This is a genomic window from Gymnodinialimonas mytili, assembly GCF_037544085.1.
In the GTDB taxonomy this organism is placed as follows: Bacteria; Pseudomonadota; Alphaproteobacteria; order Rhodobacterales; family Rhodobacteraceae; genus Gymnodinialimonas; species Gymnodinialimonas mytili.
In genome coordinates this window covers 217,616-232,949 of record NZ_JBBIFW010000001.1, presented here as the reverse complement: position 1 = coordinate 232,949, position 15,334 = coordinate 217,616, and the positions used below count along the sequence as shown (strand labels likewise).

Genomic DNA, 15,334 nt, shown 5'->3' with positions numbered 1-15,334 from the left:
AAAGCGCTCAGAAGTTAGGTTGGGTCGCCGCACCGTGGCCCGTCGCCGCGCGCTCAACGCGATGACTTTGCGGCTTTTGTAACGCAATAACCGCGCTCGTCCCTAATCCGTCGCTTGGTTCAACCGCCAGATCTGTGCGCTCGGATCGCCTTCGGCGCCAGTGGCCAAGAACAGGTTGTCGAAGCTGAAATAGCCCTCATCGGCAGCCCCGAATTGCTGGATCTCGGCGCCGGTATCGACGTTCAGCAGACGTGCAGGGCGCCCATCGATCGCGCCGATGAAGATCATCGCGCCATCGGGCGAGATCGAGATATCCGCGTCGCCATATCCTTGGCCCACGGGCCCGGATCCGCGGATCGTTCCGGTGGTCAGATCCAACACTTCCCAGGTGGTGGCATTGGCGCGGAAAAAGCTGCGCCGATCGCCGGAGAGGCGATAGTTGGTATAGGTGGCGCGCGGCGCGATATTGGCCAACTCGCGCTGGTTGATCGCATTGTCGAACAGCACGACCGCACCGGAGGAGCGTAGGATCAGCAGCCCATCATCGCGCCCAATCGGCGCCATTGCCGCGATCTGTCCCATCCGGTTCGCCGCCGAGCGCAGCAATTGTCCGTCCGGCGCGTAAAGCTGCACCTCACCGGGCCGGATGACGACGATATCGTTGCTCGTCTGGGCGAAGGCCACGCGCACCTGCTGGCCTGCGGGGATCGAGGCCAGGATGCGCTCGGACGGGACCACATTGGCATTTGCCGCTTCGGCCAGCGATTGGATCACGACGCTGGTCTGCCCGCTGGCATCGGCGCGGGTATAGATGAAATAGCGTTCATCGGGCGAGATGGCGCGCACCGCCGTCGTGACCGTGGTGGGGCTGAAGCGCCGGATCTCGCGGCCCGAAGGCACATGGAACAATCGGTCGGGCGTACCGCTGGCAGTGGTGGCGATCATATAGCCGCCGCCATTGGAAAATCCGATCCGGGTGATTTCTTCGGGGATGCCGCGGGCCAGGTGGGCGCGATAAGCGCCGGTCTCCCGATCATAAAGCGCGATGCCCCCGGTGCTGTCGGTCAGCGCAACAGTTTGATTGTCCCACGAAAAGCGCGGCAATAGCGCAACGGTGCCATTGGGCGCCGGCAGAATTGCTCCCTCAATCCAGGCGCGCGGATCGGGTGGGGCCGTTTCATCTGGGCCTGATGCTGCCAGCGCCGCCTCGGCCCGGGCCAAAGCGTCTCGCAATGTTGCATTCTCCGCCTCAAGCGCGGCGACCCGATCGCGCAGACGTTCCACTTGCCCGGCATTGCCATCCCTGACCGGCACGTCCGCGGCGGTGGCGATTTGCGTCATCAATTGATCACGCTGTTGTTCCGCATTCTCCAGGGCGCTTTGCAAGGCGTCCAATTCGGCTTGCAGGGCGGTCAGATCTTGTCGCCCCTCCAGGGCCGCGGCCAGGTCCGCCTCGAGGGTGGTGGCGCGATTATTGGCGGCATATAGCGCCGCTTCGGCCTCGGTCAGGTCTGCTTCGACCTGTGTCAGCCTCTCGGCTTGCGGCGTAAGCACGTCGATCTGGCCCAAGGCGCTGGTCAACTCGGCCCCTAAAGCGGCGATCTGTTCGGCGGCGGCGACGCTTTCCGCTTCCAGCTCGGCGACGCGGGCCAGGGCGGCATCGCGTTCAGCGCCCGCTTCGGTCAGCGCAGTTTGTGTGGCGGCCAGATCTGCGAGATCCGCCTCAAGCGCGGCGATTCGCGTTGCGGCGGCGTCACGGGCGCTGCGGGCGGCGTCCAACTGGGCCATCGTGGCGCGCATGTCACCATCGCTGTTTTCCAGGCGAGTCAGTTCCGCCTCCGCCGCAGCTAGGGTTCCTTGCAGCGTGCCCAATTCCGCCTCTGCGGCGGCGCGGGCGGCTTCGGCGCTGGCCAGGCTGTCTTCCAGCGCGCCCATGCGCGCCTCCATCTCGACCATGCCGGGCATCAACCAACCGGGCTGGCTGGCCCAAATGCCACCGCCCATCGCGCCCATGGCCAGCGCCCCCACGATTAAGCCCGGCACAAAGCGCCCGCGTTTTTGGGGCGGCGTTTCCGTGACGGCGGATGGGGTCGCCAGAATGGTCGTGGGCGCATCGGCAAGCTGTTCCAGCCACGCCGTCGCCGTTTCGGGACGATCCCCCGGGCTCATCCGCAAGGCGCGGTCGATCAGGTGCAGCAGGCGGGCATCTTGCTCGTGATAGGCGCTTGCGATGGGTTGATACGGATCGGCTTGACCGGTTGCCAGGGCCGAGGCGCGTTCATCGGCCGCGATTGGTGCGGCCCCGGTGATGCAATGGTGCAGCGTCGCGGCCAGCGCATAGAGGTCGGAATGCGGGCCCTGCTTGGCGCCAGACACGTAGAATTCATGCGGGCTGTAGCCGTCGGTCACCACCCGGAATGTGCCTGCCATCCGCGAGCGCGCCTGGGTTTCCGCCCGCGCGGCACCGAAATCGATCAGCATCGGCGCGCCAAACCGGTCGATCCGGATATTCTGCGGTTTGATATCGCGGTGTAGAACCGATTGGTTATGGACGTAGTCCAGCGCGCCCAACAGATCGCGGGCCAGTTCCAGCACACGAGCCGGGGCCATGGGCGCGCCTTGGGCGACGATCTCTTCCTGCAAATCACGGCCATGGATGAAATCCATCGCCATATAAGCGGTCCCGTTTTCCTCGAACAGGGTCTGGACTCGCACCACATTCGGGTGATCCAGACGCGCCAGCATCCGCGCCTCGCGCAGGAATTGCGCCCGCGCCGTGTCGAAGTGTTCGGAGGTTCCGGCCGATGTCGCACTGACCACATGGGTGGCGGCTTGCCGTTGCGCCAAACCAAGCGGGAAGCATTCCTTGACGGCCACGTCCCGCTCCAACGTATCCCGCGCCAGATAGGTGATCCCAAATCCGCCCGAGGCGATCAGGCGCACGATCTCATATTGGCCGCCCAGCAATGTCCAGCCGGGTGGCAGTTCACCGGCAGGCAATTGCATGGTGCGACCCTCGGGATCGCCGGAGGAAGGGATGCCGTCAGACATAACGGCGTGAGTGTCGCGCGCCTTTGGGTAACTTGTAAACGGATGTTTTCCCGCCCCCCGCGCGGCGGGGTCTTGCAAAATGCCCCGCTCTGGATCAGGTGAAGGCCATGGGCATCACCGTGTCAGACAAGGTCCGCGCCGCACGCGCGGTGATCCGTGGGCCCTATACGCCCGAGATCGACAGCGATCTGGGCCGCTGGCAGGCGCGCTTTTTTGAGCAATGGGTCGATCACGGTATCCTGCGGCATCTGTGGCGGAATGAGGGGCAGATCGCCCCGGGCCTCTACCGCGCCAACCATCCCGATGCGGCGATGCTGCGTCGCTGGAAGGATCGCGGCATTGTCGAGGTGATCAGCCTGCGCGCGCCCGAAGGCGCCACCTATCTGCTAGAGGCCGAGACCTGCGCCGCCTTGGGATTGCGCCTGCGCTCGGTCAACCTGGCTGCGCGCAAGCCACCCACCGCGCGCAACCTGCTGTTGCTGCTTGATATCTTCGACACGCTCGAACGGCCCGCGCTGATCCATTGCAAATCCGGCGCCGATCGCACCGGCTTGGCGGCGGCGCTATGGCATATCCATATCGAGGGCGTTCCCGTCGCGCAGGCCCGTAAGGCGTTGAACCTGCGGCATCTGCATCTGAAATGGTCAAAGACCGGTGTGCTTGACAGGTTTCTGGATGCGTATCAGGTGCGACTGAGCCGGGACCAGATCCCCTTGCGCGATTGGATCACCACCGAGTATCAGCCCGATAGTCTGAGGCTCTAGGCTAGTTCAACCAACTGGCCACATGCACTGTCGCATCGCAGCTTCGGCCGTCCAACGTACCGACCCAGACATCGATACGGCCTTCGATGGCCTCCGCGCCAGTCAGGTTCAATTCCGGAAGCAGACTGTCATTGGCATTGTCGTTGAAATGCCACGCCGCATCCGCCGTGTTGACCAGCAATGTCGGATCGCAGCCCTCGGCGGTGACGTTGATCTGCAACCGCTCAAACAAACTCATTTCACTCAGCTCAAGCGTGTAGTTCGGTGCACGGTCGGTGAAGCCGCTGACATTACCGGGCAAACCAGCGCAATCGGTCAGGGCGGTGCCGCCGCCGCCCACGGTTTGCAGCGCCTGGGTCGAGAAGATCTCGGGCCCGGTAAAGGCGCGCCCGGGGCCGGGATCGGCAAAGCTGGGGCAGCCGGTAATCGCCGCGCTCCCCGTGGCACCGCTGGTATTGGGCCCCGGGTTGGGCGTGGCGGCCGCGGCGCGTGCCAATTCGATCTCGGCACGGACCGTGCGCAATTCGCCATGCAGCCGGTTGGCTTCGGCTTCGGCCTCCGACAGGTCCTCGGCCATGCGCCGCAGATCGGACCGGGCGCGATCCACATCGCGCAATGCGCGGTCGCGCGCCTCAATCGCCTCTTCCAATTGGGCCGTCGCGTCGCCGCCATCGAGCAACTCGCGCAGGCGCGCCACTTCGGCTTCCAACCGGCTGGCTTCGGCTTGTGCGGCGTCGCGCGCCGAGACGATGGTGGTCACTTCGGGTGTTGGTACGCTGAGTGCCGCGGTTAATTCCAACTGCAGGTCTTCGAAGTCTTGCTCCATCGCGGCCAGGGCGGCATCGGCCTCCTCCCGCGCCGCTTCCGCCTCGGCAAGCTGTTCGCGCAGCGTGGCCATTTGCGCATCATCGCCTTCTGCAGCCGCATCAAGCTGTTCGCGCAGGTCGCTGACACGGGCCTCCAGATCGTCGGCGCGGTCGGCTGCGGCGCTGCGCAATTCTTCCGCCTCGCGAATGCGGGCTTCCAGCATCTCTATCGTGCCCGACATCTCGGTGGCAGAGCCGCGCGCTTCGTCCAATTGGCGGCGCATCTCGTCCATGTCGCCTCCGCCCGCGGGCAGAAGACCCGGCGCCAGGGCAACGGCCCCGCCGCCGAGGAGGGCCAGCGCCACGCCGCCAAGCGCCGCGCCTTTCCAAAATCCGCTTGATCCGGGGGGCGGCGGGGGCGTCGCGATGGGCGTCGCCGGTGTTTCGTCAGGCTCAACGATGCGCGTCGTCGCGTCGGGGATGGCCGCGAACCAGGCCGCCGCATCGGCGGGGCGGTCTTTCATGGGCCGCGCCAGCGCCCGGTCGATCAGCGCCAGAAGCCGCGGGTCATGGCCCGGAAAGCGGCCTGCAATCGGCTCATAGGGGTCGTCTTCGCCGTTCGAGACCTTCTGCGCGCGTTCATCGGCAGGGGCCGGGGCCGCGCCGGTGATGCAATGGTGCAGCGTCGCCGCGAGGGAGTAGAGATCCGAGGCCGGGCCTTGTTCGGTGCCCGCCACATAGAATTCATTCGGGCTATAGCCGTCGGAGACCACGCGAAACGTGCCCGCCGCGCGGCTTTGTTTCTTGGTTTCCTGCCGGGCCGCGCCGAAATCGATGATCACCGGCGTATCGAGCGGATCGATGCGAATATTGGCGGGTTTGATATCGCGATGCAGCAGGCGTTCCTTACCCTTGGCGGGCGCATCGCGGTGCAGATAATCCAGCGCGCCCAGCAGGGCGCGGGTCAGCTCCATCACATAGGCCGGTGTCAGCAGGCCGGGATCGGTATCAATCACCTCCTGCAGATCGCGCCCATCGATGTAATCCATCGCCATATAGGCAGTGCCGTTTTCCTCAAACAGCGTCTGGACATGCACGATGTTGGGATGGCGCAGCACCGCAAGCGTCCGCGCCTCCCGCAGGAACAGGTTGCGCGCGGTCTCAAACGGCTCAGACGTCGAGGCACTGGCGGCGGAGACTGTGAAATCGCCCGCGCGCAAAGCCAGACCCGCCGGGAAACACTCCTTGATCGCCACCTTCCGGTCGAGGTTGTCGCGCGCCTCATAGGTGATGCCGAACCCGCCTGCCGCGATCCGGTTGGTCACGCGGTACATGCCGCCCGACAGCTCAGCCCCGGCCGGCAGCTCACCGGCTGGCCCGTCGAACAGGACCTTGGTTTTGCTGGGATCGTCAGACATCTGTCGCTGTGTCCTTGAACCGATGGCAGGGAAGGGGGCCGCACATGTGTCAAATATGACGAAACCTGACACAATGGTAAATGTCCGGTTTCCCTTACGCGCGACGCTGTTTGGCAGATGTCACATCCGCTTCATCAAGCAAGGCTAACCGGGCGCGTGCGCAACAAAGACCCGAAAGGAATTGCCGATGTCCCGTCCTGCCACACTTGCCCTGTCTCGCCGTCTGGTCCTGTCGGGATTGGCCGCATTGCCCGCCGCCGCCGCATTGCCGCGCCGGGTCCGCGCCGAGGCCCATGGCGGGGCCGAGGTGCTGGCCCTGAGCATGGCCGATCTGCACTCACCCTATGCGCGCCTCCCGCAAGTGCTGGCCGAGATCGACCGGATCGGCGCCGAAACCGGGCTCCCGATGATCTTCATCATCAACGGCGATACGTTCGAGCGGGGAAATGTCGCGGCCCTACGCTCCGGCGGTTCGGTCGATCTGGCCTTTTGGGACGCGCTTGTGCGCCGCGGTCCGACGATCCTGAACCTTGGCAACCACGAAACCGCGCTGGTCGACGATATGGCCACCGCCGTCGCGCAGGCCGAGGGGCTAGGCCTGCACGTTGTCGGCAACTTGATCGACAACCGCCGCGGGCGCTTCTTTGCGCCTTATGCCACGTCCATCACCGCGGGTGGCCACCGTATCGGCGCCCTGGGCCTCGCCGCCACAAACCCGTTTGTCTATCGCGAGCCGGTGCGGCAGACGCTGCAATTTCTGGACCCGGCCGCCTTCGCCGCCGAGACCTTTGGGGCCGTGGTTGAAGGCAATGACATGTCCCTAATGCTCAGCCATGCGGGTGTGGCCGATGACAAAGCCATTTTGCCCACATTGCCCGAGGGCGTTGCGATGATCGGCGCCCATGATCACCTGAGCTTCGTGGATGAGAGCATGCCGGTGCCCTATGTGCATGGCGGGTCCTGGGCCGGGGCGTTGACGGTGATCGGATTGGCGCCTGGCGCGCACCCGACGGTTGAGATGCGGCCCATCGGCGTGGAGATGGACGCCGACGGCGCGTTGGCCGAGATGATCGCGGCCACGCTCGCCGAACATCTGACGCCCGAGGAAACCGCCGTGATCGGCACAACCAACGTGGCGCGCGATCTGCCCGCCTCGATCCTGTTCGCGGCCGAGGCCGTGCGCGCGGCGGCGGGGGCCGATATCGCGATGCTGGGCCATACGACCTTTGGCCAGCCGCTGCCCCAGGGTGAGGTGACCCGTTATGACTTCGACGCCTATATCCGCTTTGACGGCGATATTCAGATGGTCGAGCTGAGCGGTGCGGATCTTACAGCCATCATGGGCCGTGCCAATCAGCACCTGGCCACCAGCCTCGATCAGCGCAGTGGCGATTTCGTCCACGCAGCCCAGATCGACATCGATCCCGAGGCCAGCTACCGGCTTGCCGTAAACGGCTGGACCGCGATCAATCAAGGCGCCTATCTGGGCCGCGAGGACCTGGAATTCAGCGCGGTGGAGGGCCTGCACCTCAAACAGGTCGTCGCCGACGCGCTTGCAGGCTAGAAACCTTTGCAATCTTGGCCCGGACCCCCCTTGCGGACCGGGCCGCGCGCCCCTAGAACGGCGCAAATTTTCACCCGACCCTTGGGGGTTCGGGCACATCGCGTTGCCCACCCCGAGTTTGCCGCCACGAGGATAATATGCAGATCACCGAAACGCTCTCCGAGGGCCTGAAGCGCGAATACCAGATCACCGTCACCGCGGATGATTTGGAAACGCGCGTGAATTCCAAGCTGGAAGAGGCGCAGCCCGAGGTCGAGATGAAGGGCTTTCGCAAGGGCAAGGTGCCGATGGCGCTGCTGAAAAAGCAGTTTGGCCAGCGTCTGATGGGCGAAGCGATGCAGGAAAGCGTCGATGCCGCGATGCAGGGCCACCTGGACGAATCCGGTGACCGCCCCGCCATGCAGCCCGACGTGAAGATGGTGAACGAGGATTGGAAAGAGGGCGACGATGTCGTCATCTCCATGACCTACGAAAAGCTGCCCGAAATCCCCGATGTCGATTACAAAGCCATCAAGCTGGAAAAGCTGACCGTGGCGCCCGCCGATGCCGATATCGACGAAGCGCTGGGCAACCTGGCTGAAAACGCCCAGAACTTCGCCACCAAGAAAGGCGGCAAGGCGGCCGATGGCGATCAGGTTGTGATGGATTTTGTGGGCAAGGTCGACGGTGAAGCCTTCGATGGGGGCTCTGCCGAAGATTTCCCGCTGGTCCTGGGCTCGGGTCAGTTCATCCCGGGCTTCGAGGAAAAGCTGATCGGTGTGAAGAAGGGTGAAGAGATCGATGTTGAGGTCACCTTCCCTGAGGATTATCAGGCCGAGAACCTGGCCGGGAAGCCCGCCATCTTCTCCTGCACCATCAAAGACGTGAAAAAACCTGTCCCGGCTGAAATCGATGATGAACTGGCCAAGAAATTCGGCGCCGAGGATCTCGACGCCCTGAAAGGTCAGATCACCGACCGTCTGAAATCGGAATATGCCGGTGCCGCGCGCGCGGTGATGAAGCGCGGTCTGCTGGATCAATTGGACGACGTGGTCAGCTTCGACTTGCCGCCGTCGCTGGTGCAGGCCGAGGCCGATCAGATCGCCCACCAGCTATGGCACGAGGAAAATCCCGATGTCGAAGGCCACGATCACGATAAGATCGAACCGACGGAAGAGCACAACAAGCTTGCCGAACGCCGCGTGAAGCTGGGCCTTTTGCTGGCCGAGCTGGGCCAGAAGAACGACGTTCAGGTCACCGATGCCGAGATGACCCAAGCGATCATGACCCAGGCCCGCCAATATCCGGGCCAGGAACGTGCCTTCTTCGAGTTCATTCAGCAGAACCAGCAGGCCCAGCAGCAGGTCCGCGCGCCTTTGTTTGAAGACAAGGTCGTCGATTTCATCACCGAGATGGCCGAGGTGACCGAAAAAGAGGTCTCCAAAGATGAGTTGAAAGAGGCGGTGGATGCACTCGACGAAGAATAAGCACATCTCCACCTGATGCGATTGCGCGCCGCCAAGCCCCTTGGCGGCGCGTTTTCGTTTGGGGCAGGGTGGGGGATATGCAGCCACCCGATGTGACCCTGCGCCCGATGCGCGACAGCGATGCCCGGATGCATCAAGGTTTTCCGCCCACCGCAGAAATCAACCGGATGTATGGCGGCGATCCCGCGCGCCTGCCGCAGGCGACGGCACAGCGCTCTGCCGAATGGCTCGCCTGGATGCGCAGCCAGCCCTACGCGCGGGTGATCGAGGCGGATAAGTCCGCCGTCGGCGCGGTGCGCCTGCACAACCTGTCCGAAGATGGCCGCGAGGCATGGCTTGCCATTGGACTCTTCGCGGATCGCTTTTTGGCGCGCGGTATAGGGCGTCGCGCGATCCGACTGGCCCTGGACCAAGGTCGCGATGGAATGGGGTTACGGGCAGTCTCGCTGAAGGTTTTGGCCTACAATACCCGCGCCATCCACTGCTATCGCGCCTGCGGATTCGTCCATATTCAGACCGTCCCCGCCGGTCTGACCCTGGATGGACGACCGCAAGATGACTGGATCATGCGCATCACGTTTTCTCAGTGATGCCAAAACGTTAACGCGATCTGTTATCGAATAACCGACCCCGGAATTTGAATATCAGCGCCAGAAGCCGTCATGGTTTGGGCATCGCCGACACCCCCGGCCTTTTTAATGACGAACACATTTTCTTTACGCCCTTTATTCCAAGGTAGACCCGCCATGTTCAAACACACCCTTCTCGCCGCGCTTGGCCTCTGTGCCGCGCTTGGATCGGCCCAGGCCGATACCATCATTGTCGAGCGGCCAACCGAGCGGCCCAATATCCAGGTCCTTCCGAATATCTACGCCAACCCCGCCTTCGAGCGCATGGTTGAGATGTGCGCGCAACTTGGCGTGGCCTGCGGCACACCCGGTGATGCCGCGATCGGGCCCTTCGGCACATCGCCCCGGGCGCTGGCCGATGCGCAGAAGCGCATGGATCTTTACGCCGAAGAGCTTGAGGCATTTGCCGAGGATTACGCCGATGCGCGCGAGAGTTTCACCGAACGCCATGGCCAGCTTGGCGCGCTGTTTCCGATGATCCGGATTGTGCCGCCCGCGCTTCCCCTGCGCCCGCATTCCTATGCCTTGCCGCACGGCTACGGCGATCTTTACCATTTCGGCCATCGCTTTCCCGGCGGGCCGCGCCTCACCCTGCCGCGCAGCCATGTGCCGCAGAGCTTTGGTTTTCCCCGTGGTCCGCTGATCCCTTGGCCCACGCTGTAACAACCCCGCCCTGGTTTTGTCCCGCTGCACAGGCCGCGGGGCAGGGCCGCTCTTCCTCCTACCCTCCCCATTTTAATCGAGTAGTTTGACCCATGAAAAAGACCCTTCCCCTGATGGCCGCCCTGGCCACATTGCCCCTGATGAGCGCCCCCGTCGCCGCGCAGGATATGTCGCAATTCCTCAACCCATCGGCGATGGCCGCGGATCTGGGCCTGACCCGTGGACATGTCCACGCGCCGCGTAGCTATGCCCTGGCCACTCCCCGCGTTGCTGTCGCGACACCGATCCGTATCGCGCCGGTCACCTCCTTGCGCCCGGTCATACGCCCGGCCTCCATCACCCGGCTGCGCGTTGTCGAAACGCATCCGGAAACCATCGCGTTGCGAGGCGTGGTCGATGAGGTTAGCCGCGCCGCGCCACTTGGCGCCAATACCGCCGTGATCATCACCGATCAGCCCGTCCGCCGCACCCTGTGGCAGCGCCTGTTCGGTGGCTAAATCGCATGTCACGCGGCGCCGGTGTTTCCCGTGCGCCGCGTGAAAAGTGCCTGGGCCTTCCACGCATCAGGCCCTACCCTGCGCAGCATATTCGCGAGGTCAGGGTTTCCGCCGTTGGCAAGCCACAAAAATCCCATAATCTGATCCCATTACATAATGAAAAGGTTGCGACGCATCCCCCTTCGCGCGCGGCCAAAATGGAAGGACCCTTCAATCATGCGTCTGATGACTGCAAGCGCACTGGCTTTGTGTGCCATGGGTGGCGCAGCCTATGCCTGCCCGAACTTTGCCCTGTCCCAGGGTGGCTTGAATTACGATGGCAGCCAGCTGTTCCAACCGATCAACCTCGGCGTCCAGGCGGGTGGGAACTTCACGCTCGATCAATGCGGCTTGGGTGTGTTGGGCTTTGGTCAGTTCCGCGCCGCCCCTGATTTCACGCTGAACCTGTCGAATATGGCCGGGCGCGAGCTTGAACTGTCGGTTGGCTCGTCCTGCGATCCGGCGCTGTTGGTCAATGACGCGACGGGCCAGTGGCATTTCAACGATGACGATATCGGCCTGAACCCCGGTTTGCGTCTTGGCGGTCCGGATGTGCAGGGCCGTGTCGACGTTTGGGTCGGGACATTCTCGGGCAATGGATGCCCGGCCAACCTGTCGGTCCAGACCTTCGGCGGCGGAACCTCCCCGGTGCCGGTGCCGCAGCCGGTTCCCGTTCCGGCCCCGGCCAACGGATGCCCGACTTGGCAGCAACCCGGCCCGGCGCTGACCTTCACCGCAAACCAGTTGCTGGCACCGCTCAGCTACATCGCTCAGGCCACCGGCGGCGTGTCGGTCTCGTCCTGCCCCGGAGTCGACGGGTTCGGCACAGCCAGCCAGGTGCCGCAATTCTCGGTGACGCTGTCGCAGATGCAGGGCCACAACCTGCTGCTGCGTGCCAATGCCGATTGCGACTCGACCCTGTTGGTCAACGGCTCGGACACGACGTGGTATTACAACGATGATGGCCAGGGGAACCTGCAGCCCGAATTGCTGATCACCGATCAATCGGCCCTGAATGGCCGGGTTGATGTCTGGGTGGGGACCTTCGGCGGCAATTCCTGCGCCGGGACCTTTACATTGCAGGCCGTGCCCGTTGTGCAGCCCGCCCCGACGCCGGTGCCCGTCCCCGTGCCGACCCCGGTGCCGACGCCCACACCGGTTCCGGCCCCTGTCGTGACGCCGGCCCCCACGCCCACGCCGACGCCCAACCCCACGCCAGCGCCCGTCGCACCGATCCAAACTGCCGGATGCCCGACAACCGCGTTGCAGGGCACATCGGTCGCCTCAACCGGGGAAGAGCTTTACAGCCCCGACAGCTACACGGCCCTGGCCGGTGGTGTGACGGCATTGGCCAGCTGCTCGGGCATTCCCGGCACGGGCGTGATCAACGCCACACCGGCCTATACGTTCGATCTGTCTGGCATGGAGACCTATGGCCGCCTGGAGGTCGAGGTCGAAAGCGAATGTGACACCACGCTGCTGATCCACGATGCCCAGGGCAACTGGCATTTCGACGACGATAGCGGTGGCAATCGCCAGCCCGAGTTGAACCTGACCGATACCGCCGCGCTGAATGGCCGTGTGGATATCTGGGTCGGTGCGTTCGGCGAAGATACGTCCTGCGAAGCCGAGATTGAGATGGAGACCTGGAACTTCTGAGTCCGGCCCTATCCGGTCGGGCGCGGGTAGGGTATTCCCGCCTTTCACTGCGCCCGAAAATCATGAATTTGGCCCCCATAGCCGCCGCTCCGACGCGGGGGCCAAATCAACCGAAGACTGATACCGAAAAACCCTAACCCCCTTCCAAAAAAGATTAAAAGACGTCCTACGGAGTAACACGATGAAAAAGATCCTTGCCGCTGCCGCTATCCTGACCGCCACTGCCGGTGTCGCGGCCGCATGCCCCGATTATTCCTATCCCGGTGCCCAGCAAGGCCACACGACCGGTGAGGCGCTCTACCTGCCTGACAGCTACAACACCTATGCCGGTGGCCCGTCGAACCTGCGCAATTGCACCGGCCAGGCGGGGTTCTTCACCGTTCAGCCGAACTTCCAATTTCAGATCGACGGTCTGTCGCCGCAATATCGCCGATTGCAGATCCGCGCCGTGTCAAGCTGTGACACCGTGCTGCTGGTCAATGATGCGCACGGCAACTGGTACCACAACGATGACACCAATGGGTTCGACCCCGCGGTGACGCTGGTGAACGCGCCGTCGGGCACCTACGACATCTGGGTTGGTACCTATAACGGCCAGAACTGCTCGGCTCAGTTGCAGATGGAAACCTGGAACAACTGATTTTCGATCAGAGATGATGATGCGGCCCGTCCTCCAGACGGGCCGTTCGCGTTTTAGGGCGTGCGCCGTTAGGCACCTCGCGGCGCTGGAAAGGCCTTGCACGTCGCCGGCGCCCATGCAGGCTACGCTGGCACAGGACCGTCATATTATGCGAGGCCGCCCTTGATGAGCTTAGAGACTTGGATTGCGTTCACCATCGCCAGCGCGATCGTGGTGCTTATCCCCGGACCGAACATCGTTTTGACGGTCACCTATGGGATACGTGACGGATTGCGGTCCGGTTTGGCGACAGTGCCCGGCGTGGTGCTCGGCGCATTTGTGGGGATGGGCGCCTCGTTGGCCGGGGCCGGGGCGATCCTGGCGGCGTCGGTGACCTTGTTCACAGCGCTCAAAATCTGCGGCGCGCTTTACCTTCTATGGCTGGCCTACCGCCTCTGGCATGCGCCGGTCGCGGCGATCCGAACCGATGATACCGCGCCGGACTGGTCGCTTTGGGCGTTGTTTCGGCAATCGACACTGGTCTCCGCGCTCAACCCGAAGGGCCCGGTCTTTTACGTGGCCTTTGTTCCACAATTCGTGGATTCCAGCGCCCCAGCCTTCGGCCAATTCGCGGTTTTGATGGCAACATTTCTGGTGGTGGCCGGTTTGAACGGCGCAGGATGGCTGGTGTTGGCCAGCGCTTTGCGGGGCCACCTTCAAGGGCCGTTTGTGATGCGCGTCATCAACCGGATCGGGGCGGCCTGCCTGGGCGTGGCAGGCTTGTTCGCCCTGCGCGCCAGCCGCGGCGCCTAGTCGGCGCCTTCAGGCGTCAACCGGATCAAGGCGCCTGGATCATCGTCGATCAGAACCAGAATCGCACCATCTTCATCCACGGCCACGTCGCGCACACGGCCTTCGCCTTCGCGCAGGCGCTCCTCTCCGATGACATTGTCGCCCTCCAATTCCAACCGGACCAGCGATTGGCCGGCCAGCGCGCCCAGGAGGATCGAGCCCTCCCAATCGGCGAACATATCCCCTTGGTAGAACACCATGTCGGACGGCGCGATGGAGGGGTCCCAGAAATAGATCGGTTCCACAAAAGCGGGCGCGTGGATCTGCTCGCCGGTCCCCACATCGGTGCCGTTATAGTTCACGCCATAGCTGACCTCGGGCCAGCCGTAATTCGCACCGGGGGTTATGATGTTCAACTCATCGCCGCCCGCGGGCCCGTGTTCCAGCATCCAAATCGCGCCGGTTTCAGGGTGCAGCGCGGCGCCTTGGATGTTGCGATGCCCATAGCTGAGCACGCCAGGCAGGGCGCCCTCGACGGCGGGCGCTTCGGGTGCGCCATCGGCGCCGATCATGATGGTGACCCCGTAGGTTGCGTTGATCGGATCTTGGGCCAATTGCCGGTTTTCGGGGGTGAAACGATCACCTGTGGTCACCAGCACGCGACCATCCTCGAAGGCGATAATCCGGCTGCCGAAATGGGCCGGTATGGCAGAGGCGGGTGTTTGCCGCCAAAGCTCGGTGACCTCGTCCAGCGCCGTGTGATCATCGGACAGGACCGCGCGTGCAAGTGCGGTAGCGGACCCGGCCAGCCCGTCGGGCGCCGCGTAGCTGAGATAAATCACCCGACTTTCGGCGAAATCGGGGGCGAGAGCGATGTCCAAAAGCCCCCCTTGGCGCAAGGCACGAACATTCGGTACGCCCGCGATCTCAGGCCCAACAGTGCCATCGCGAGTGACATGGCGCAGCGTGCCGCCCCGTTCGGTCACGACATACCCAGCGCTGTCGGGCAGGACCGCAACCGACCAGGGCGAGGCCAGAACACCGGTCACCACCTGTTCCGTTAGCGTGACGTCGGAGGCAACCGTGCGCGCCTCGCTTTGGGTCGCGGCGTTGACCAAGGTCAGGGGCAAAGTGCCCGCTGGACTGACCTCTTGCGTCTGCGCGAGGGCCGGTGAGGCGAAAGCAAGAAGAAAGACGGGTAGGGCGCGCTGCATCGAAGCCTCCGATCAGATAGGGTCAGATGGCTTTTATATAGGGGTGGCCGCGCCGGCGCCTGATCAAAAAAAGAAGTGATTGCCGCCTGGGGCTTGGATGATCCGCGGGATCTTGCTGGTTCACGCATCGTACGATGTCTGGGTTGCGCGGTC

12 protein-coding genes are annotated in these 15,334 nt (G+C 63.8%); 9 read left to right on the top strand and 3 right to left on the bottom strand.

Annotated elements, in window-relative coordinates:
- Nucleotides 1–102 precede the first annotated feature (102 nt).
- A complete protein-coding gene (locus V8J82_RS01230; RefSeq protein WP_339971286.1) occupies nt 103–3,051 on the bottom strand; it encodes a protein kinase domain-containing protein in 2,949 nt (982 codons plus the stop codon).
- A gap of 107 nt (nt 3,052–3,158) precedes the next feature.
- Here V8J82_RS01230 and V8J82_RS01225 point away from each other — a divergent pair, with 107 nt between their 5' ends.
- Complete coding sequence (locus V8J82_RS01225) at nt 3,159–3,815, top strand: tyrosine-protein phosphatase (protein WP_339971284.1); 657 nt, start codon at nt 3,159–3,161, stop codon at nt 3,813–3,815.
- Nucleotide 3,816: 1 nt separating this feature from the next.
- Here V8J82_RS01225 and V8J82_RS01220 read toward each other — a convergent pair whose 3' ends face one another.
- Nucleotides 3,817–6,039, bottom strand: a complete 2,223-nt coding sequence (locus V8J82_RS01220) for a protein kinase domain-containing protein (protein WP_339971281.1) — start codon at nt 6,037–6,039, stop codon at nt 3,817–3,819.
- A gap of 187 nt (nt 6,040–6,226) precedes the next feature.
- Between V8J82_RS01220 and V8J82_RS01215 the strand changes: the two genes are divergently transcribed.
- The 8 genes from V8J82_RS01215 to V8J82_RS01180 all read left to right on the top strand — a co-directional run bounded on the left by V8J82_RS01215 (nt 6,227) and on the right by V8J82_RS01180 (nt 13,988).
- Nucleotides 6,227–7,603 (top strand): 5'-nucleotidase C-terminal domain-containing protein, encoded by a 1,377-nt coding sequence (locus V8J82_RS01215; RefSeq protein WP_339971279.1) that lies wholly within the window; start codon nt 6,227–6,229, stop codon nt 7,601–7,603.
- A gap of 137 nt (nt 7,604–7,740) precedes the next feature.
- Complete coding sequence (tig, locus tag V8J82_RS01210; protein WP_339971277.1) at nt 7,741–9,069, top strand: trigger factor; 1,329 nt, start codon at nt 7,741–7,743, stop codon at nt 9,067–9,069.
- Between the two features lie 77 nt (nt 9,070–9,146).
- On the top strand, nt 9,147–9,659 hold the full coding sequence (locus tag V8J82_RS01205; RefSeq protein WP_339971275.1) for a GNAT family N-acetyltransferase: 513 nt from the start codon (nt 9,147–9,149) through the stop codon (nt 9,657–9,659).
- A gap of 156 nt (nt 9,660–9,815) precedes the next feature.
- A complete protein-coding gene (locus V8J82_RS01200; RefSeq protein WP_339971273.1) occupies nt 9,816–10,361 on the top strand; it encodes a hypothetical protein in 546 nt (181 codons plus the stop codon).
- A gap of 92 nt (nt 10,362–10,453) precedes the next feature.
- Nucleotides 10,454–10,858: a hypothetical protein gene (locus tag V8J82_RS01195; protein WP_339971271.1), complete on the top strand. Its 405-nt coding sequence runs from the start codon at nt 10,454–10,456 to the stop codon at nt 10,856–10,858.
- Nucleotides 10,859–11,074: 216 nt separating this feature from the next.
- On the top strand, nt 11,075–12,556 hold the full coding sequence (locus V8J82_RS01190) for a hypothetical protein (protein ID WP_339971269.1): 1,482 nt from the start codon (nt 11,075–11,077) through the stop codon (nt 12,554–12,556).
- 181 nt (nt 12,557–12,737) lie between these two features.
- Nucleotides 12,738–13,196: a hypothetical protein gene (locus V8J82_RS01185; RefSeq protein ID WP_339971267.1), complete on the top strand. Its 459-nt coding sequence runs from the start codon at nt 12,738–12,740 to the stop codon at nt 13,194–13,196.
- 165 nt (nt 13,197–13,361) lie between these two features.
- The gene (locus V8J82_RS01180) at nt 13,362–13,988 is read left to right on the top strand and encodes a LysE family translocator (protein WP_339971265.1); all 627 of its coding nucleotides are present in this window, start codon (nt 13,362–13,364) and stop codon (nt 13,986–13,988) included.
- Here the strand turns inward: V8J82_RS01180 and V8J82_RS01175 are convergent.
- Nucleotides 13,985–15,181 (bottom strand): PQQ-dependent sugar dehydrogenase, encoded by a 1,197-nt coding sequence (locus V8J82_RS01175; RefSeq protein WP_339971263.1) that lies wholly within the window; start codon nt 15,179–15,181, stop codon nt 13,985–13,987. The two genes, V8J82_RS01180 and V8J82_RS01175, sit on opposite strands and share 4 nt — an antisense overlap.
- Nucleotides 15,182–15,334 lie beyond the last annotated feature (153 nt).